Source organism: Aeromonas sp. ZOR0001 (assembly GCF_000801015.1).
In the GTDB taxonomy this organism is placed as follows: domain Bacteria; phylum Pseudomonadota; class Gammaproteobacteria; order Enterobacterales; family Aeromonadaceae; genus Aeromonas; species Aeromonas veronii.
The window spans coordinates 1-18,170 of the sequence record NZ_JRJY01000123.1 but is presented as its reverse complement, the minus strand read 5'-3'; the positions used below and the strand labels follow the sequence as shown (position 1 = coordinate 18,170).

The window sequence follows — 18,170 nt, the reverse complement described above, 5'->3', positions numbered from 1 at the left end:
GCTATCCGTGAAGGTGGCCGTACCGTAGGTGCTGGTGTTGTAGCCAGCGTAATCGCTTAATCTTTGGCTTACATAAATAAAGCAAAGCCCCTATAATAGGGGCTTTCTTGTGTAGGGGCGTAGTTCGAATTGGTAGAACAGCGGTCTCCAAAACCGATGGTTGCGGGTTCGAGTCCTGCCGCCCCTGCCATATACCTCGTCTCGTACGGGGCTTTTGTGTCTTTGGTTACGTCAGATACAGGTGGGTTGTATGAGTGTTAGTTCTGAGAGCCAGGGCGGAAGCAAGGATACCCTGCTTTGGGGCCTGGTTTTCATTATCCTGGCGGCCGCTGTAGTGGGTAATTACCTGCTCAACGATGTTGTCGCTGCCGTCCGCGCCTTGGGTGTGGTCGTTGTCATTGCTGCTGCTGGTGCAGTGGCCCTGCAAACCACCAAGGGAAAGGCAACACTGGCATTCGCCCGTGAGTCTCGCCTGGAAGTCCGCAAGGTCGTATGGCCGACCCGTCAGGAAGCCATTCAGACAACCCTGATTGTGCTGGCGGTGACCGCCGTGATGGGGCTGCTGCTGTTCGTTCTGGACGGTGCCTTGGTCTGGTTGGTCAACCTGATTACCGGTGTGTAAGGATAAGCCATGACTGAACAACGTGAACAACGTATGAGATGGTATGTCGTGCAGGCTTTTTCCGGCTATGAAGGCCGTGTAGCCAAGTCCCTGCGTGAACATATCAAGATGCATGGCATGGAAGACATGTTCGGTGAAGTACTGGTCCCGACCGAAGAAGTGGTCGAGATGCGTGCTGGCCAGAAGCGCAAGAGTGAGCGCAAGTTTTTCCCGGGTTATGTCCTGGTCCAGATGATCATGGATGAAACCACATGGCACCTGGTGCGTAACGTACCGCGTGTCATGGGCTTCATCGGCGGTACCTCCGACCGTCCGGCACCGATCTCCGACAAAGAGGCCGATGCCATCCTGAACCGTCTGCAGGATGCCCACGACAAGCCGCGTCCGAAAACCCTGTTTGAACCGGGTGAAATGGTGCGGGTTGCTGATGGTCCGTTTGCCGACTTCAACGGTACCGTTGAAGAGGTCGATTATGAGAAGAGTCGCGTGAAGGTCTCTGTACTGATCTTCGGTCGTTCTACTCCTGTTGAACTGGATTTTGGTCAGGTCGAAAAGGGCTGATTGAATTCTGTACGTTTAACGGTTGTCAGGGGCAGCGAATATCTCTATAATTCGCTGCCCCTTTATTAGTTGGGGAGCCGTTTGCAGGAGCAAGTCTCCGAGGCGCTAGAACCCATTTTTGAGGTATTTTCCTAATGGCTAAGAAAGTCACAGCTTATATCAAGCTGCAGGTTGCTGCTGGTGCAGCCAACCCGTCTCCTCCCGTTGGTCCTGCACTGGGTCAACACGGTGTTAACATCATGGAATTCTGTAAGGCGTTCAACGCTCGTACAGAGAAGCTGGAAAAAGGTTCACCGACTCCGGTCGTGATCACCGTTTACAGCGACCGTTCCTTCACCTTCGAAACCAAGACTCCGCCTGCTTCCTTCCTGCTGAAGAAAGCTGCTGGCATCAAGTCTGGTTCTGCCAAGCCGAACAAAGACAAGGTTGGTAAGGTGACCGTTGCCCAGCTGCAAGAAATCGCCAAGACCAAAGAGCCGGATATGACTGGTGCCGATCTGGATGCAAAAGTACGTTGCATCGCAGGCTCCGCTCGTTCCATGGGTCTGGTAGTGGAGGATTAAGACAATGGCTAAACTTTCCAAGCGTATGCGCGTTATTCGCGAAAAAGTTGACGGTACCAAAGAGTACTCCATCAACGAAGCCATTGCCCTGCTGAAAGAACTGGCTACCGCCAAGTTCGTTGAAAGCGTTGACGTTGCTGTCAACCTGGGTATCGACGCTCGTAAATCTGACCAGAACGTACGTGGTGCTACTGTACTGCCGCACGGTACCGGTCGTGATGTACGCGTTGCCGTATTTACCCAAGGTGCCAACGCCGAAGCAGCTAAAGCTGCCGGTGCTGACCTGGTAGGTATGGATGACCTGGCCGATCTGGTTAAGAAAGGCGAGATGAACTTCGACGTAGTTATCGCATCCCCGGATGCCATGCGCGTTGTTGGTCAACTGGGTCAAATCCTGGGCCCGCGCGGCCTGATGCCGAACCCGAAAGTTGGTACTGTAACTCCTAACGTTGCCGAAGCTGTCAAGAACGCCAAGGCTGGTCAGGTTCGTTACCGTAACGACAAGAATGGTATCATCCATACCACTCTGGGTAAGGTTTCTTTCAACGAAGTTCAGCTGAAAGAAAACTTGGAAGCTCTGCTGGTTGCCCTGAAAAAAGGCAAGCCCTCTTCCGCCAAAGGTCAATTCATCAAGAAAGTCAGCATCTCCACCACCATGGGTGCCGGTGTTGCCGTAGACCAAGCTTCTCTGGAAGCTCAGGCCTAATTGATGGGTTTTACAAGGCGCAAAATTTAATCTATAATTTTGCGCCTTGATTGGTTGGGGGTTTCGACCTCCGTCCAAGACCGCAGGAGGCTGCAAAGCCTTAATGTTTCCTGCGTAGACGGTGCCGGAAACCCAGCGAGAAAGATTCTTTCTCTTCTGGAATCCTGCTACCGCATCGTTCCCCTCTGTTGTAAAGGTAGGGGGGATGTGTCAGTACTGGGTCAATAGACCCGGATTCAATCCAGGAGTTAAGCCAATGGCATTGGGACTCGAAGACAAAAAGGCAATTGTTGCTGAAGTCAACGAAGCTGCCAAAGGCGCTCTTTCTGCAGTTGTTGCCGATTCTCGCGGTGTAACTGTAGACAAGATGACCGTCCTGCGTAAAACCGCTCGTGAAGCCGGTGTGTACATGCGCGTTGTGCGTAACACCCTGCTGCGTCGCGCGGTAGAAGGTACCGAATACGAGTGCCTGAACGACGCATTTACCGGTCCTACCTTGATTGCTTTCTCTAACGAACACCCGGGCGCTGCTGCTCGTCTGTTCAAAGAGTTTGCCAAAGCGAACCAAAAGTTCGAAATCAAGGCTGGCGCTTTTAACGGTGAGTTTATCGCCGCAGCACAAATTGATCGTCTGGCCACGCTGCCGACTTACGAAGAAGCAATTGCGAAGTTGATGGCGACTATGAAAGAAGCCTCTGCTGGCAAGCTGGTTCGTACTATCGCTGCTGTTCGCGACCAGAAACAAGCTGCTGCTTGATTCTCGCCTATTTAGGCTGTTTGAGTTTATTCAACATCAGGAATTTTTGTCATGTCTATCACTAAAGACCAAATCATCGAAGCCGTTGCTTCCATGTCCGTAATGGAAGTTGTTGAGCTGATCGAAGCTATGGAAGAGAAGTTCGGTGTTTCTGCCGCTGCTGCCGTAATGGCTGGCCCGGCTGCTGCTGAAGCAGTAGAAGAGAAGACCGAGTTCGACGTAGTTCTGACTGCTGCTGGCGCCAACAAAGTTGCCGTTATCAAAGCCGTTCGTGGCGCTACCGGTCTGGGCCTGAAAGAAGCCAAAGACCTGGTAGAAGCTGCTCCGGCTAACCTGAAGGAAGGCGTGTCCAAGGACGAAGCTGAAGCTCTGAAGAAAGAGCTGGAAGCTGCCGGTGCTTCTGTTGAGATCAAATAATCTGCATTTATGTAGATTAGCCTGATAAAACAGGCTAGGGCTGGTGAATTTTTGTTCACCAGCCTTTTTGCGCTGTAGACTGAGAGCATTTCACACCGTTTACGACTCTCGGTGCACCAGCAATCCGGACTGTCTTCTTTCGTCCGGGCCAACACAAAACGGTGTTGAGACAGAGCTGTCCCGCGGGACAGAGTGGGTCACTTATCAGCGAGCTGAGGAACCCTATGGTTTACTCTTATACCGAAAAAAAACGCATTCGTAAGGACTTCGGTAAGCGAGACCAGGTACTGGACACGCCTTATCTGTTGTCCATTCAGCTGGACTCCTTCAAGCAGTTCATCGAGGCTGACCCGGAAGGTGAATATGGCCTAGAGGCCGCTTTCCGTAGCGTTTTCCCGATCACCAGTTACTCCGGTAGTGCTGAGCTTCAGTATGTCAGCTATCGCCTGGGTGAGCCGGTATTTGACGTAAAAGAATGCCAGATCCGTGGAGTGACCTACTCCGCGCCGCTGCGTGTCAAGCTTCGTATGGTTCTGTACGACCGTGAAGCAGCTGCCGGCACCGTCAAAGACATCAAGGAACAAGAAGTATACATGGGCGAAATTCCGCTCATGACCGAGAACGGCACCTTTGTTATCAATGGTACCGAGCGGGTTATCGTCTCCCAGCTGCACCGCAGCCCGGGCGTCTTCTTCGACCACGATAAAGGCAAAACTCATTCATCCGGTAAGGTACTGTATAACGCTCGCGTTATCCCCTACCGTGGCTCCTGGCTGGACTTCGAGTTTGATGCGAAAGACAACCTGTTTGTCCGTATCGACCGTCGTCGCAAACTGCCAGCATCCATTATTCTGCGCGCCCTGGACTTCACTTCCGAACAAATCCTGGCCACCTTCTTCGAGACCATCGGTTTTGAAGTAAAAGATGGCAAGTTGATGATGGATCTGGTGCCGGAGCGTCTGCGTGGTGAAACTGCGACCTTTGACATCGTGGCCAATGGCGCCGTGGTGGTTGAGACCGGTCGTCGTGTGACTGCGCGTCACATCCGTCAGTTGGAAAAAGATGCCGTTACCCAGATTGAGGTACCGGTTGAGTATGTTGTTGGCAAAGTTGCTGCCAAGGACTACGCACATCCGCAAACTGGCGAGATGGTCGTGACCGCCAACCAGGCGCTGAGCCTGGAAGCGATCGCCAACCTGTCCCAAGCCGGCTTCAAGCATTTCGAGGTTCTGTTCACCAACGAACTGGATCACGGTGCTTACATGTCCGAGACCCTGCGTGTCGACTCCAGCTCCAACCGTTTGGAAGCGCTGGTCGAGATCTATCGCATGATGCGTCCGGGCGAGCCGCCTACTCGCGAAGCTGCAGAACAGCTGTTCGAAAACCTGTTCTTCTCCGCCGAGCGTTACGACCTGTCTACCGTAGGTCGGATGAAGTTCAACCGCCGTCTGGGTCGTGAAGACGAGACTGGCGCTGGTGTACTGACCAAAGACGACATCGTCGATGTGATGAAGCGCCTGATCGACATCCGTAACGGTAACGACGAAGTGGATGATATCGACCACTTGGGTAACCGTCGTATTCGTTCTGTCGGTGAAATGGCTGAAAACCAGTTCCGCGTCGGTCTGGTGCGTGTCGAGCGTGCGGTCAAGGAGCGTCTCTCCCTGGGCGACCTGGACACCCTGATGCCGCAGGATCTGATCAATGCCAAGCCGATCTCCGCCGCAGTCAAAGAGTTCTTTGGTTCCAGCCAGCTGTCCCAGTTTATGGACCAGAACAACCCGCTCTCCGAAGTGACCCACAAGCGTCGTATCTCCGCGCTGGGCCCGGGCGGTTTGACTCGTGAGCGTGCCGGCTTTGAAGTCCGAGACGTACACCCGACCCACTACGGTCGTCTGTGCCCTATCGAGACTCCTGAAGGTCCGAACATCGGTCTGATCAACTCTCTGTCCGTGTACTCTCGTACCAACGAGTACGGTTTCCTCGAGACCCCGTACCGTAAGGTCATTGACGGTGTGATCACCGACGAAGTGGACTACCTGTCTGCTATTGAAGAAGGCAAGTACGTGATCGCACAGGCTAACGCCGCGACCACCGAAGATGGCCGTCTGAAAGATGAATTGATCCCGTGCCGTCACAAAGGTGAATCCACCTTTATGAACGCCGACCAGATCCAGTATATGGACGTGAGCCCGCAGCAGATCGTATCTGTGGCAGCGGCTCTGATCCCGTTCCTGGAACACGATGACGCGAACCGCGCATTGATGGGTTCAAACATGCAACGTCAGGCTGTACCGACTCTGCGTGCTGACAAGCCGCTGGTAGGTACCGGTATGGAACGCGCTGTGGCCGTTGACTCCGGTGTAACCGTAGTGGCCAAGCGTGGCGGCGTAATCGACTATGTCGATGCCTCCCGTATCGTCCTGAAGGTCAATGAAGATGAGCTGATGCCAGGCGAAGCCGGTATCGACATCTACAACCTGACCAAATACACCCGTTCCAACCAGAACACCTGTATCAACCAGCGTCCTTGTGTGATGTTGGGTGAGCCGGTGATGGCTGGCGACGTACTGGCTGACGGCCCGTCCACCGATCTGGGTGAACTGGCGCTGGGTCAGAACATGCGCGTCGCGTTCATGCCGTGGAACGGTTACAACTTCGAAGACTCGATCCTGGTGAACGAGCGTGTTGTTCAGGAAGATCGCCTGACCACCATCCATATCCAGGAACTGGCCTGTATCTCCCGTGACACCAAGCTGGGTCCGGAAGAGATCACTGCTGACATCCCGAACGTGGGTGAAGCCGCTCTGTCCAAGCTGGACGAGTCCGGTATCGTCTACGTGGGTGCCGAAGTGAAGGGCGGCGACATTCTGGTCGGTAAGGTAACCCCGAAAGGTGAAACCCAGCTGACACCGGAAGAGAAGCTGCTGCGCGCCATCTTCGGTGAGAAGGCGTCCGATGTGAAGGACTCCTCCCTGCGTGTACCGAACGGTGTGTACGGTACCGTGGTTGACGTGCAGGTCTTTACCCGCGATGGCGTGGAAAAAGACAAGCGCGCCAAAGAAATCGAAGAGATGCAGCTGAAGGAAGCGAAGAAGGACTTGACCGAAGAGTTCAAGATCCTGGAAGACGGCATTTTCGGCCGCTCCCGCAACCTGCTGCTGGCCGCCGGTTACAGCGAAGATCGTCTGAACAAGCTCGATCGCTCCAAGTGGTTTGAACTGGCCATCGAAGACGAAGGCAAGCAGACCGAACTGGAACAGATCGCTGAACAGCACGTTGAGCTGAAAGCCGAGTTCGACAAGAAATTCGAGAACAAGCGTCGCAAGATTATCCAGGGTGATGATCTGGCGCCGGGCGTACTGAAAATCGTCAAGGTTTATCTGGCAGTCAAGCGTCGCATCCAGCCGGGTGACAAGATGGCGGGCCGTCACGGTAACAAGGGTGTTATCTCCAAGATCTGTCCGGTCGAGGATATGCCTCATGACGAGTTCGGCCGTCCGGTCGACATCGTACTGAACCCGTTGGGCGTACCATCCCGTATGAACATCGGTCAGATCCTCGAAGTGCACCTGGGCCTTGCGGCCAAGGGTATCGGCGAGAAGATCGATCGCATGGTCAAAGAGCAGCGCGAGCTGCACGAGATGCGCAACTTCCTGCAACAGGTCTATGACCTGGGCGAGAAGGACACCCAGCAAGTGAACATCGCCGAACTGTCTGATGACGACGTACGTACCCTGGTGGGTAACCTGCGTAAGGGTCTGCCGGTTGCTACTCCGGTCTTTGATGGTGCCAAAGAGCGCGAAATCAAAGCCCTGCTGAAGCTGGCCGATCTGCCGGAATCCGGTCAGATTGATCTGTTCGATGGCCGTACCGGTAACCGCTTCGAGCGTAAAGTAACCGTTGGTTACATGTACATGCTCAAGCTGAACCACTTGGTCGACGACAAGATGCACGCGCGTTCTACCGGTTCTTACAGCCTGGTTACCCAGCAGCCGCTGGGTGGTAAGGCTCAGTTCGGTGGTCAGCGTTTCGGTGAGATGGAAGTGTGGGCCCTGGAGGCTTACGGTGCGGCATATACCCTGCAGGAAATGCTGACCGTCAAGTCTGACGATGTGAATGGCCGTACCAAGATGTATAAGAACATCGTGGATGGCGACCACCGTATGGAGCCGGGCATGCCCGAATCCTTCAACGTATTGCTGAAGGAAATCCGCTCTCTGGGTATCAACATCGAGCTGGACGAAGAGTAAGAGCTCGCTCTTATTGTTCGAGAATTGACGTGGGCGCCCCGCTGTTTTGGCAGCCGGGGCGCCGAGGTTAGACTCCTGACAGGGGAAACACGTGAAAGACTTACTCAAGTTTTTGAAGGCTCAGACCAAGACCGAAGAGTTTGACAGTATCAAGATCGGTCTGGCCTCTCCTGACATGATCCGCTCCTGGTCATTCGGTGAGGTCAAAAAGCCTGAGACCATCAACTACCGGACTTTCAAGCCGGAGCGTGATGGTCTGTTCTGCGCCCGTATCTTCGGACCGGTGAAGGACTACGAGTGTCTGTGCGGCAAGTACAAGCGCCTGAAACACCGTGGTGTGATCTGTGAGAAGTGCGGCGTTGAAGTGACCCAGACCAAGGTCCGTCGTGAGCGTATGGGCCACATCGAGCTGGCCAGCCCGACTGCCCACATCTGGTTCCTGAAGTCCCTGCCGTCCCGTATCGGTCTGCTGCTGGACATGACCCTGCGCGACATCGAGCGTGTGCTCTACTTCGAATCTTTCGTCGTAATCGAGCCGGGCATGACCAACCTCGAACGCAGCCAGATGCTCTCTGAAGAGCAGTACCTGGATGCGCTGGAAGAGTGGGGCGACGAATTTGACGCCAAGATGGGTGCCGAAGCAATCCTGGCATTGCTGCGCGCTATCGATCTGGAAGGTGAAGTCAAAACCATGCGTGAGGAGCTGGATCAAACCAACTCCGAGACCAAGCGCAAGAAGACCACCAAGCGTCTGAAGCTGATGGAAGCTTTCCTGCAGTCCGGCAACAAGCCGGAGTGGATGATCATGACAGTGCTGCCTGTGCTGCCGCCGGACCTGCGTCCGCTGGTACCGCTGGACGGCGGCCGTTTCGCGACTTCCGATCTGAACGATCTGTACCGTCGCGTGATCAACCGTAACAACCGCTTGAAGCGTCTGCTGGATCTGGCTGCTCCGGACATCATCGTGCGCAACGAAAAGCGTATGCTGCAAGAGTCCGTCGATGCGCTGCTGGATAACGGCCGTCGCGGTCGTGCCATCACCGGTTCCAACAAGCGCCCGCTGAAATCCCTGGCCGACATGATCAAGGGTAAGCAGGGTCGTTTCCGTCAGAACCTGCTCGGTAAGCGTGTCGACTACTCCGGTCGTTCCGTTATCACCGTAGGCCCGACTCTGCGTCTGCATCAGTGCGGTCTGCCGAAGAAGATGGCGCTGGAACTGTTCAAGCCGTTCATCTATGGCAAGCTGGAAACCCGCGGTCTGGCGACCACTATCAAGGCCGCCAAGAAGATGGTGGAGCGCGAGGAAGCTGTCGTTTGGGATATCCTGGACGAAGTGATCCGCGAACACCCGGTTCTGCTGAACCGTGCACCGACTCTGCACCGTCTGGGTATCCAGGCATTCGAACCGACTCTGGTCGAAGGCAAGGCAATCCAGCTGCACCCGCTGGTTTGTGCTGCGTATAACGCGGACTTCGATGGTGACCAGATGGCGGTCCACGTACCGCTGACCCTGGAAGCCCAGCTGGAAGCGCGTGCACTGATGATGTCTACCAACAACATCCTGTCGCCTGCCTCCGGTGAGCCGATCATCGTTCCTTCTCAGGACGTGGTCTTGGGTCTGTACTACATGACCCGTGCCCGTATCAACGCCAAAGGCGAAGGTATGGTGCTGGCCGGCCCGAAAGAAGCCGAGAAAGTATATCGCGCCGGTCTGGCCGATCTGCATGCTCGTGTGAAAGTACGCATTACCGAATACCTGCGTCAGGAAGACGGTTCTCTGCGTGAACACACCGAGATGAAGAACACCACCGTTGGTCGTGCGATCCTGAGCCTGATCCTGCCGAAAGGCATGGAATACGCCCTGATCGACGAGCCGAAGGTGCTGACTGCTGCAGAACAGGCTGATCTGGATGCCAATCCGCAGAACTGGATCAAGTGCGTATCCAACAAGGCGCTGGGCAAAAAGCTCATCTCCCGTCTGCTGAATACCTGCTATCGCAAGCAGGGCCTGAAGGACACCGTTATCTTCGCTGACCAGCTGATGTATACCGGTTTCCACTACGCGGCCTTGTCCGGTGCTTCCGTTGGTATTGATGACATGGTCATCCCGGATGCCAAGAAAGACATCATCGCGGCAGCCGAAGCCGAAGTTGCCGAGATCCAGGACCAGTTCCTGTCAGGTCTGGTGACTGCGGGCGAGCGTTACAACAAGGTTATCGATATCTGGGCCAGCGCCAACGAGCGCGTCTCCAAGGCCATGATGGAGAACTTGTCCAAAGAGCGTAACGTCAACTCGCTGGGTGAAGAAGAAGAGCAGGCCTCGTTCAACAGCATCTTTATGATGGCCGACTCTGGTGCGCGTGGTTCCGCCGCCCAGATCCGTCAGCTGGCCGGTATGCGTGGCCTGATGGCCAAGCCGGATGGCTCCATCATCGAGACCCCGATCATCGCGAACTTCCGCGAAGGTCTGAACGTACTGCAGTACTTTATCTCTACCCACGGTGCTCGTAAGGGTCTGGCGGATACCGCACTGAAGACTGCGAACTCCGGTTACCTGACTCGTCGTCTGGTAGACGTGGCGCAGGACATGGTGATCACCGAGGACGATTGCGGCACTACCGACGGTCTGTGGATGACTCCGCTGATCGAGGGTGGCGACGTGGTCGAGCCGCTGCGTGAGCGCGTGCTGGGTCGTGTGGTGGCAGAAGATGTCATCAAGCCGGGTACCGAGGACGAGATCCTGGTCGCTCGCAACACCCTGCTCGACGAGCAGCTGTGTGACCTGCTGGAGCGTAACTCCGTTGACCGTGTGAAGGTACGTTCTGCCATCACCTGTGAAACTGACTTCGGTAACTGTGCTCACTGCTACGGCCGTGATCTGGCCCGTGGTCACTTGGTTAACAAGGGTGAGGCTGTCGGTGTTATCGCCGCCCAGTCCATCGGTGAACCGGGTACCCAGCTGACGATGCGTACTTTCCACATCGGTGGTGCTGCATCTCGTGCCGCTGCTGAAAGCAGCATCCAGGTCAAGAACACCGGTACCATCAAGCTGCAGAACGCCAAGTTTGTTCACAACAGCGATGACAAACTGGTTATCACCTCACGTTCTACCGAACTGACCATCATGGACGACATGGGCCGTACCAAGGAAAGCCACAAGCTGCCTTACGGTTCCGTGCTGGAAGTGAAGGACGGCCAGGCCGTGAGTGCTGGTGAGACCGTTGCCAACTGGGATCCACACACCCACCCGATCATCACCGAAGTGGCAGGTCGCCTGCAGTTCGAACACATGATCGATGGCGTGACCATCACTCGTCAGACCGACGAGCTGACCGGTCTCTCTTCTATCGTCGTACTGGATGTCAACGAGCGTCCGAGCGCCGGTAAAGAGATGCGTCCGACCGTTAAACTGGTCGACCTGAACGGCAAAGACGTGATGATCCCGGGTACCGATGTAGCCGCCCAGTACTTCCTGCCGGGCAAGGCGATCGTGAACCTGGAAGATGGTGCCAACGTGGGCGTGGGTGACGCGGTAGCGCGTATCCCGCAAGAGTCCGGCGGTACCAAGGACATCACCGGTGGTCTGCCGCGCGTTGCGGATCTGTTCGAAGCACGTCAACCGAAGGAACCGGCAATTCTGGCCGAGATCTCCGGTACCATCTCCTTCGGGAAAGAGACCAAGGGCAAACGCCGTCTGGTCATCACCCCGACCGATGGTGGCAACGTCTACGAAGAGATGATTCCGAAGTGGCGTAACCTGAACGTGTTCGAAGGTGAAAAAGTTGAGAAGGGTGAAGTGCTGGCGGACGGTCCTGAGTCTGCTCACGACATCCTGCGTCTGCGCGGTATCAGCCCGGTCGCCAACTACATCGCCAACGAAGTGCAGGACGTTTACCGTCTGCAAGGCGTTAAGATCAACGACAAGCACATCGAAGTCATCGTTCGTCAGATGCTGCGCAAGTGCGAGATCCTGAGCGCTGGCGATACCGATCTGATCGAAGGCGAACAGGTTGAAGTGGCTCGTGTGAAGATTGCCAACCGTAAGCTGGTTGCCGAGGGCAAGACCCCTGCGACCTACCGTCATGTACTGATGGGTATTACCAAGGCATCTCTGAGCACCGAGTCCTTCATCTCCGCGGCTTCCTTCCAGGAAACCACTCGCGTTCTGACCGAAGCCGCCGTAGGTGGCAAGCGTGATGAACTGCGTGGTCTGAAAGAGAACGTCATCGTGGGTCGTCTGATCCCGGCTGGTACCGGCTTTGCCTACCACCACAGCCGGATCAACCAGCGTGCTGCCGCAGCTCGTGCTGTTGGTACCCCGCAGGTGACCGCTGATGAAGCGGAGCAGAACCTGGCGGATCTGCTGAACGCAGCCGGTAGCTTCGACGAAGAGTAACTCGTCATCCGTGATTGAAAAGGGCTCCTTCAAGGAGCCCTTTTTGTTGGCCAATTCCTCGGCAAAGGTAGACGCAGCGCGGGTTTCAGGATGATCCAGAGCAAAGTTGTAGAGTAAAAAATCAAAAAAAGTTGACTTTACTCCCCTGCAATTTAAAACTCGGGAAAGTTGAATGGTTATTACAGGGGTAGAACATGACTGTCGGTATCGAGGAAGCCATGCTTCCCGAAGAACAGCTGATCAGCCGCACTTTTACAGATGAAGACAGGGAATTGTTGCGCTCATACGATGGGCTCATCGATGGCTTGGCCGAGCTGTTCGGCAAGCATTGTGAAGTGGTACTCCACTCCCTGGAAAATCTGCACGAGTCGGTGATCAAGATCGCCAACGGCTTCAATACCGGACGCACCCTCGGGGCGCCCATCACCGATCTCGCCCTGCGCATGCTCAAGGACATCGAGAGCACCGGCCAGGATTACACCCAGAGCTATTTCGCTCGCAGCCGTACCGGCGCGCTGATGAAGTCGAGTACCATCGCCATTCGCAACAGCGAGCGGCAAGTAGTGGGACTTATCTGCATCAACCTGCACATCAATGCGCCTTTCCACGAGTTCGTGGCCGAATTTTTCCCGACGCCCCAGCAGGCGGCGCGCCAGTCACCAGAGACCTTCGCCAATAGCGTGGAAGAGCTGGTCGCCCAGACGGTGGATAACACCATCGACGAGATCAACCGCGATCCCACCGTGGCCAACAATGCCAAGAACCGCTTCATCGTGACCCAGTTGTTCGAGAAGGGCATTTTCGACATCAAGGATTCGATCAATCTGGTGGCGGACAAACTCAATATTTCAAAACATACCGTTTATCTTTACATCCGACAGCGCAAGCAGGGTGAAGACGAGAACGAGTAACTCATTCCAGAAGGGGATAGATGAATGGCTAAAGAAGTGATTGCAACCGACAAGGCGCCTGCCGCGATTGGTCCGTATGTTCAGGCTACCAAGGTTGGCGAGATGATCTTCACCTCCGGGCAGATCCCGCTCGATCCTGCCACCATGGAAATTGTGGCTGGCGGCATTGAAGAGCAGGCCGAGCAGGTAATGAAGAATCTGGTTGCCGTGTTGCACGCTGCGGGTGCTGATGCCAGCAAAGTGGTCAAAACCACCTGCTTCCTGAGCGACATGAACAACTTCGTTGCCTTCAACCAGGTCTATGCCCGCTACTTTGGCGATGCTGCGCCAGCCCGCTCCTGCGTAGAGGTGGCCCGTCTGCCGAAAGATGTGCTGGTCGAGGTCGAGGCGATTGCCCATCTCTGATCAACAGATTGAATCAAGCCCCTCCTGGCAGGGGCTTTTTTGTTTTTGGCGTAAAATGGACCGGGTCAGCACAGGAGTCCTGCTATGAGTCTGAGTTTTGCCATCCTGGTCACGGGGCCTGCCTATGGCACCCAATCGGCCAGCACAGCCTATCGTTTTGCCCGCACCCTGTTGGCGCAGGGGCATACCTTGTCCCACCTGTTCTTCTATCAGGACGGGGTCTGCAACGGCAACGGTTTGCATCTGCCTGCATCCGATGAGACTGATCTGGTGCGTCTGTGGCGAGAGCTGGCAGAAGAGCAGGGGATCGGTATCGACGTCTGTGTCGCCGCCGCCATGCGACGCGGTGTGCTCGATGAACAGGAGGCCAAGGGGGCAGGGCAGGTGCACTTCAATCTGCAACCGCCATTTTGCCTGAGCGGTCTGGGCCAATTGGCCGAGGCGGCGCTCACCGCCGATCGGTTGGTTCAGTTCTAGGGGGAGTCATGAGCAAGAAAATCGCCTTTATATGCAGTCGTGGTCCCCATGGCCATGCCGCTGGCCGGGAAGGGTTGGATGCCCTGCTGGCCACCTCGGCCATGACCGATGAGCTGGCCCTCTTCCTGATTGGGGACGGTGTGTTGCAACTGCTCAAGGAACAGCAGCCTGCCGCCATTTTGCAGCGCCACTACGCGCCCACCTTCAAAATGCTGGAACTCTACGACATCGAAGAGGTCTATGTTTGTGCTGACTCGCTGGCAGAGCGTGGCGTGACAGTGGATGATCTGCTGATCCCCGTCGAGAGTCTGCCGCGCCAGGAACTGGCTCGGCGCTGGGCACAATGTTCGACTCACATCAGCTTTTGAGGTCTCCATGTTGCATCTGATATTGAACTCTCCCTTTCAGAGTCAGGCTCTGGCAGAGGCGCTCTCATACCTTCAGCCCGAGGATGAGCTGGTACTGATGCAGGATGCCGTGATTGCGGCATCGGCTCCCCAGTGGAGTGCGCGGCTGGCGGGTATCCCGCTTTATGTGATGCAGGAAGATCTGCAAGCTCGCGGTTTGCTGCATCGGGTGGGCAATGTGCTCGATATGGCGGGTCTGGTGGCACTGATTGCGCAAAAAGGTTCCCCGCGCACCTGGGGTGGCTGAGAAGCACATTTCCAAGAAAATTCAAGGTGATGTCGTGAAATCAAACGGATCCGAATTGCCCTTTTGTGACGCAAATTGTATAAATCTTGACTCCCCAGACAACAGGGCATAAAATTTCGCGTCCCCGTATCTGCGGGGAGGATTTTCCACACGTTTATGAAGTCATTATCAGGAGCCTTTTGATGGCAACTATTAACCAGTTGGTTCGCAAGCCACGCATCAAGCTCGTTGTGAAAAGCAACGTGCCGGCGCTGGAAGCGTGCCCTCAGAAGCGTGGCGTATGCACTCGTGTATATACCACCACCCCGAAGAAGCCTAACTCTGCACTGCGTAAAGTGTGCCGTGTACGTCTGACCAACGGCTTCGAAGTCACCTCCTACATCGGCGGTGAAGGTCACAACCTGCAAGAGCACTCTGTTGTTCTGATCCGTGGCGGTCGTGTAAAAGACTTGCCAGGTGTTCGTTATCACACCGTTCGTGGTGCGTTGGACTGTGCCGGTGTTAAAGACCGTAAGCAGGCTCGCTCCAAGTATGGCGTGAAGCGTCCTAAAGCTTAATGGTTCTCCGTTAAGTAAGGCCAAACGTTAATTCGTTTCTAGTTAGATAGCTTTCTAGTTTTGGGTAATCCCTGAAGTTACGGAGAATTTGAAATGCCAAGACGTCGTGTTGTTGGTCAGCGTAAAATCCTGCCAGATCCCAAGTTCGGATCAGAGCTGCTGGCTAAATTTGTCAACGTAGTAATGGTTGACGGTAAGAAATCTGTTGCAGAAGCCATTGTTTATGGCGCCCTGGACATCATTGCCACCAAATCTGGCAAAGAGCACCTGGCCGTATTCGAAGAAGCTCTGGATAACATTCGTCCGGCGGTCGAGGTTAAATCTCGTCGCGTCGGTGGTGCAACCTATCAGGTGCCGGTAGAAGTTCGTCCGGTACGTCGCAATGCCCTGGCAATGCGCTGGTTGGTTGATGCCGCTCGTAAACGTGGTGAAAAATCAATGGCTCAGCGTCTGGCTGGCGAGCTGCTGGATGCCGCTGACAATAAGGGTTCGTCTGTCAAGAAACGTGAAGACGTTCACCGTATGGCTGAAGCGAACAAAGCCTTCGCTCACTTCCGCTGGTAATCCGCTTGCGCAGGGTCTTTTGACTCTGCGCACCTTTAATTATCTAGGGACAAGCGCCTTAGTAAGAGGATGACAATGGCTCGTACAACCCCCATTGAGCGTTATCGTAACATCGGTATCTCCGCTCACATTGACGCCGGTAAGACTACTACTACCGAGCGCGTACTGTTTTACACCGGTGTAAGTCACAAGATCGGTGAAGTTCACGATGGCGCTGCCACCATGGACTGGATGGAACAGGAACAAGAGCGTGGTATCACCATCACCTCCGCCGCGACCACCGCTTTCTGGTCCGGTATGGGTAAACAGTTCCAACCGCACCGTATCAACATCATCGATACCCCGGGCCACGTTGACTTTACTATCGAAGTAGAGCGTTCAATGCGTGTTCTGGACGGTGCCGTGATGGTGTACTGTGCCGTAGGTGGCGTACAGCCACAGTCTGAAACCGTATGGCGTCAGGCTAACAAGTACAAGGTTCCCCGTATCGCGTTCGTCAACAAGATGGACCGTACCGGCGCCAACTTCCTGCGCTGCGTTGAGCACATCAAGACTCGTCTGAAAGGTACTCCGGTTCCGCTTCAGCTGAACATCGGCTCTGAAGAGAACTTCAAGGGCGTTGTTGACCTGGTCAAGATGAAAGCCATCAACTGGAATGAAGCTGATCAGGGCGTATCCTTCGATTACGAAGACGTCCCGGCCGAGTTGCTGGAACAGGCGCAAGAAATGCGCATGAATCTGGTTGAAGCCGCTGCTGAAGCGTCTGAAGACCTGATGGAAAAATACCTGGGCGGCGAAGAGCTGACCGAGGAAGAGATCAAGGGTGCTCTGCGTCAGCGCGTGCTGAACAACGAAATCATCCTGGTAACCTGTGGCTCCGCGTTCAAGAACAAGGGCGTACAGGCCATGCTGGATGCCGTGATCGAGTACCTGCCGGCTCCGACCGACGTTGCTGCTATCGACGGCCTGAAAATGGACGGCGAGACCAAAGACGAGCGTCACGCTTCTGATGACGAGCCGTTCTCTGCTCTGGCGTTCAAGATCGCTACCGACCCGTTCGTTGGTAACCTGACCTTCTTCCGTGTCTACTCTGGCGTGATCAACTCCGGTGACACCGTGCTGAACTCCGTCAAGGACAAGCGCGAGCGTTTTGGCCGTATCGTTCAGATGCATGCCAACAAGCGTGAAGAGATCAAAGAAGTACGCGCTGGTGACATCGCTGCTGCTATCGGTCTGAAAGACGTGACCACTGGTGACACCCTGTGTGACCCGAACGCACCGATCATCCTCGAGCGTATGGAATTCCCGGAGCCGGTAATTTCTATCGCGGTTGAGCCGAAAACCAAGGCTGACCAGGAGAAGATGGGTCTGGCACTGGGCCGTCTGGCTCAGGAAGATCCGTCCTTCCGCGTATGGACTGACGAAGAGTCAGGTCAAACCATCATCGCTGGTATGGGTGAGCTGCACCTGGACATCATCGTTGACCGTATGCGTCGCGAGTTCAAGGTTGAAGCCAACGTAGGTAAGCCGCAGGTTGCCTACCGTGAAACCATCCGTACCACCGTTAAAGACATCGAAGGCAAGCATGCCAAGCAGTCTGGTGGTCGCGGTCAGTACGGTCATGTTGTTATCGACATGTACCCGCTGGAAGAAGGCAAAGCCTACGAATTCGTCAACGACATCAAAGGTGGTGTCATTCCTGGTGAATTCATCCCAGGTGTTGATAAAGGTATCCGTGAGCAGCTCAAATCTGGTCCGCTGGCTGGTTACCCGGTTATGGATCTGGGTGTGCGTCTGCACTTCGGTTCTTACCACGATGTCGACTCTTCCGAACTGGCGTTCAAAATCGCTGCTTCCATGGCCTTTAAGGCTGGCTTCATGAAAGCCAACCCGGTTCTGCTCGAGCCGATCATGAAAGTAGAAGTTGAAACTCCGGAAGATTACATGGGCGACGTTATCGGTGACCTGAACCGTCGTCGTGGCCTGATCGAAGGTATGGAAGATGGCCCGTCCGGCAAGATCGTACGTGCTCTGGTGCCGCTGGCCGAAATGTTCGGTTATGCAACTGCACTGCGTTCCGCTACCCAGGGTCGTGCTTCCTACGCCATGGAATTCGCCAAGTATCACGATGCACCGACCAACGTTGCACAAGCCGTGATCGAAGAGCGCAAATCCAAGTAATTTAAGATTCCCCGCCTACGACGGTAGGCGGGTTTAACCTAGAAGGACTACGTCGTGTCTAAAGAAAAATTTGAGCGTAATAAACCGCACGTAAACGTCGGCACCATCGGCCACGTTGACCACGGTAAAACCACCCTGACTGCAGC

The 18,170-nt window shown here is 55.0% G+C and carries 17 protein-coding genes and 1 tRNA gene; all 18 read left to right on the top strand.

The genetic code is table 11. The annotated features are described in order from the left end of the window. Positions 1 to 113: 113 nt before the first annotated feature. A tRNA-Trp gene (locus L972_RS16020) sits at positions 114 to 190 on the top strand. Between the two features lie 60 nt (positions 191 to 250). Next, positions 251 to 622: a preprotein translocase subunit SecE gene (gene secE / locus L972_RS16015; protein ID WP_005306322.1), complete on the top strand. Its 372-nt coding sequence runs from the start codon at positions 251 to 253 to the stop codon at positions 620 to 622. Positions 623 to 631: 9 nt separating this feature from the next. Continuing rightward, on the top strand, positions 632 to 1,183 hold the full coding sequence (gene nusG, locus L972_RS16010; protein WP_005306318.1) for a transcription termination/antitermination protein NusG: 552 nt from the start codon (positions 632 to 634) through the stop codon (positions 1,181 to 1,183). Positions 1,184 to 1,317: 134 nt separating this feature from the next. Then, positions 1,318 to 1,746: a 50S ribosomal protein L11 gene (rplK, locus tag L972_RS16005; protein ID WP_026456244.1), complete on the top strand. Its 429-nt coding sequence runs from the start codon at positions 1,318 to 1,320 to the stop codon at positions 1,744 to 1,746. A 4-nt stretch (positions 1,747 to 1,750) separates the two neighbouring features. Beyond that, positions 1,751 to 2,452, top strand: a complete 702-nt coding sequence (rplA, locus tag L972_RS16000; RefSeq protein ID WP_005339888.1) for a 50S ribosomal protein L1 — start codon at positions 1,751 to 1,753, stop codon at positions 2,450 to 2,452. Between the two features lie 256 nt (positions 2,453 to 2,708). After that, positions 2,709 to 3,209, top strand: a complete 501-nt coding sequence (rplJ, locus tag L972_RS15995; RefSeq protein WP_005339895.1) for a 50S ribosomal protein L10 — start codon at positions 2,709 to 2,711, stop codon at positions 3,207 to 3,209. A 51-nt stretch (positions 3,210 to 3,260) separates the two neighbouring features. Beyond that, the gene (gene rplL / locus L972_RS15990) at positions 3,261 to 3,626 is read left to right on the top strand and encodes a 50S ribosomal protein L7/L12 (protein WP_005306304.1); all 366 of its coding nucleotides are present in this window, start codon (positions 3,261 to 3,263) and stop codon (positions 3,624 to 3,626) included. Positions 3,627 to 3,850: 224 nt separating this feature from the next. Then, positions 3,851 to 7,879, top strand: a complete 4,029-nt coding sequence (gene rpoB, locus L972_RS15985; RefSeq protein ID WP_005339897.1) for a DNA-directed RNA polymerase subunit beta — start codon at positions 3,851 to 3,853, stop codon at positions 7,877 to 7,879. A gap of 91 nt (positions 7,880 to 7,970) precedes the next feature. Continuing rightward, complete coding sequence (rpoC, locus tag L972_RS15980) at positions 7,971 to 12,275, top strand: DNA-directed RNA polymerase subunit beta' (protein ID WP_005339899.1); 4,305 nt, start codon at positions 7,971 to 7,973, stop codon at positions 12,273 to 12,275. Between the two features lie 194 nt (positions 12,276 to 12,469). Beyond that, positions 12,470 to 13,186, top strand: a complete 717-nt coding sequence (locus L972_RS15975) for a helix-turn-helix transcriptional regulator (protein WP_005339902.1) — start codon at positions 12,470 to 12,472, stop codon at positions 13,184 to 13,186. 24 nt (positions 13,187 to 13,210) lie between these two features. After that, positions 13,211 to 13,591, top strand: a complete 381-nt coding sequence (locus tag L972_RS15970) for a RidA family protein (RefSeq protein WP_005341834.1) — start codon at positions 13,211 to 13,213, stop codon at positions 13,589 to 13,591. 84 nt (positions 13,592 to 13,675) lie between these two features. Next, positions 13,676 to 14,068 (top strand): sulfurtransferase complex subunit TusD, encoded by a 393-nt coding sequence (gene tusD / locus L972_RS15965; protein ID WP_047439478.1) that lies wholly within the window; start codon positions 13,676 to 13,678, stop codon positions 14,066 to 14,068. A gap of 8 nt (positions 14,069 to 14,076) precedes the next feature. After that, on the top strand, positions 14,077 to 14,436 hold the full coding sequence (gene tusC, locus L972_RS15960) for a sulfurtransferase complex subunit TusC (protein ID WP_005341830.1): 360 nt from the start codon (positions 14,077 to 14,079) through the stop codon (positions 14,434 to 14,436). 7 nt (positions 14,437 to 14,443) lie between these two features. Then, on the top strand, positions 14,444 to 14,722 hold the full coding sequence (gene tusB / locus L972_RS15955; RefSeq protein ID WP_047439476.1) for a sulfurtransferase complex subunit TusB: 279 nt from the start codon (positions 14,444 to 14,446) through the stop codon (positions 14,720 to 14,722). Between the two features lie 182 nt (positions 14,723 to 14,904). After that, positions 14,905 to 15,279 carry a 30S ribosomal protein S12 gene (rpsL, locus tag L972_RS15950; protein ID WP_005306278.1) on the top strand — a complete coding sequence of 125 codons (375 nt, stop codon included), beginning with the start codon at positions 14,905 to 14,907 and terminating at the stop codon, positions 15,277 to 15,279. A gap of 93 nt (positions 15,280 to 15,372) precedes the next feature. Further along, positions 15,373 to 15,843, top strand: a complete 471-nt coding sequence (rpsG, locus tag L972_RS15945) for a 30S ribosomal protein S7 (protein ID WP_005339911.1) — start codon at positions 15,373 to 15,375, stop codon at positions 15,841 to 15,843. A gap of 75 nt (positions 15,844 to 15,918) precedes the next feature. Next, positions 15,919 to 18,024, top strand: coding sequence for an elongation factor G (fusA, locus tag L972_RS15940; protein ID WP_021229318.1), 2,106 nt, complete (start codon positions 15,919 to 15,921; stop codon positions 18,022 to 18,024). Positions 18,025 to 18,078: 54 nt separating this feature from the next. Continuing rightward, on the top strand, positions 18,079 to 18,170 hold a 92-nt coding region (locus L972_RS21035), incomplete at its 3' end, for a GTP-binding protein (protein WP_047440382.1).

Excerpts from the sequence above, each read along its gene's own strand:
- secE (WP_005306322.1), top strand. The coding sequence starts at position 251 with ATGAGTGTTAGTTCTGAGAGCCAGGGCGGAAGCAAGGATACCCTGCTT.
- nusG (WP_005306318.1), top strand. The coding sequence starts at position 632 with ATGACTGAACAACGTGAACAACGTATGAGATGGTATGTCGTGCAGGCT.
- rplK (WP_026456244.1), top strand. The coding sequence starts at position 1,318 with ATGGCTAAGAAAGTCACAGCTTATATCAAGCTGCAGGTTGCTGCTGGT.
- rplA (WP_005339888.1), top strand. The coding sequence starts at position 1,751 with ATGGCTAAACTTTCCAAGCGTATGCGCGTTATTCGCGAAAAAGTTGAC.
- rplJ (WP_005339895.1), top strand. The coding sequence starts at position 2,709 with ATGGCATTGGGACTCGAAGACAAAAAGGCAATTGTTGCTGAAGTCAAC.
- rplL (WP_005306304.1), top strand. The coding sequence starts at position 3,261 with ATGTCTATCACTAAAGACCAAATCATCGAAGCCGTTGCTTCCATGTCC.
- rpoB (WP_005339897.1), top strand. The coding sequence starts at position 3,851 with ATGGTTTACTCTTATACCGAAAAAAAACGCATTCGTAAGGACTTCGGT.
- L972_RS15975 (WP_005339902.1), top strand. The coding sequence starts at position 12,470 with ATGACTGTCGGTATCGAGGAAGCCATGCTTCCCGAAGAACAGCTGATC.
- L972_RS15970 (WP_005341834.1), top strand. The coding sequence starts at position 13,211 with ATGGCTAAAGAAGTGATTGCAACCGACAAGGCGCCTGCCGCGATTGGT.
- tusD (WP_047439478.1), top strand. The coding sequence starts at position 13,676 with ATGAGTCTGAGTTTTGCCATCCTGGTCACGGGGCCTGCCTATGGCACC.
- tusC (WP_005341830.1), top strand. The coding sequence starts at position 14,077 with ATGAGCAAGAAAATCGCCTTTATATGCAGTCGTGGTCCCCATGGCCAT.
- tusB (WP_047439476.1), top strand. The coding sequence starts at position 14,444 with ATGTTGCATCTGATATTGAACTCTCCCTTTCAGAGTCAGGCTCTGGCA.
- rpsL (WP_005306278.1), top strand. The coding sequence starts at position 14,905 with ATGGCAACTATTAACCAGTTGGTTCGCAAGCCACGCATCAAGCTCGTT.
- rpsG (WP_005339911.1), top strand. The coding sequence starts at position 15,373 with ATGCCAAGACGTCGTGTTGTTGGTCAGCGTAAAATCCTGCCAGATCCC.
- fusA (WP_021229318.1), top strand. The coding sequence starts at position 15,919 with ATGGCTCGTACAACCCCCATTGAGCGTTATCGTAACATCGGTATCTCC.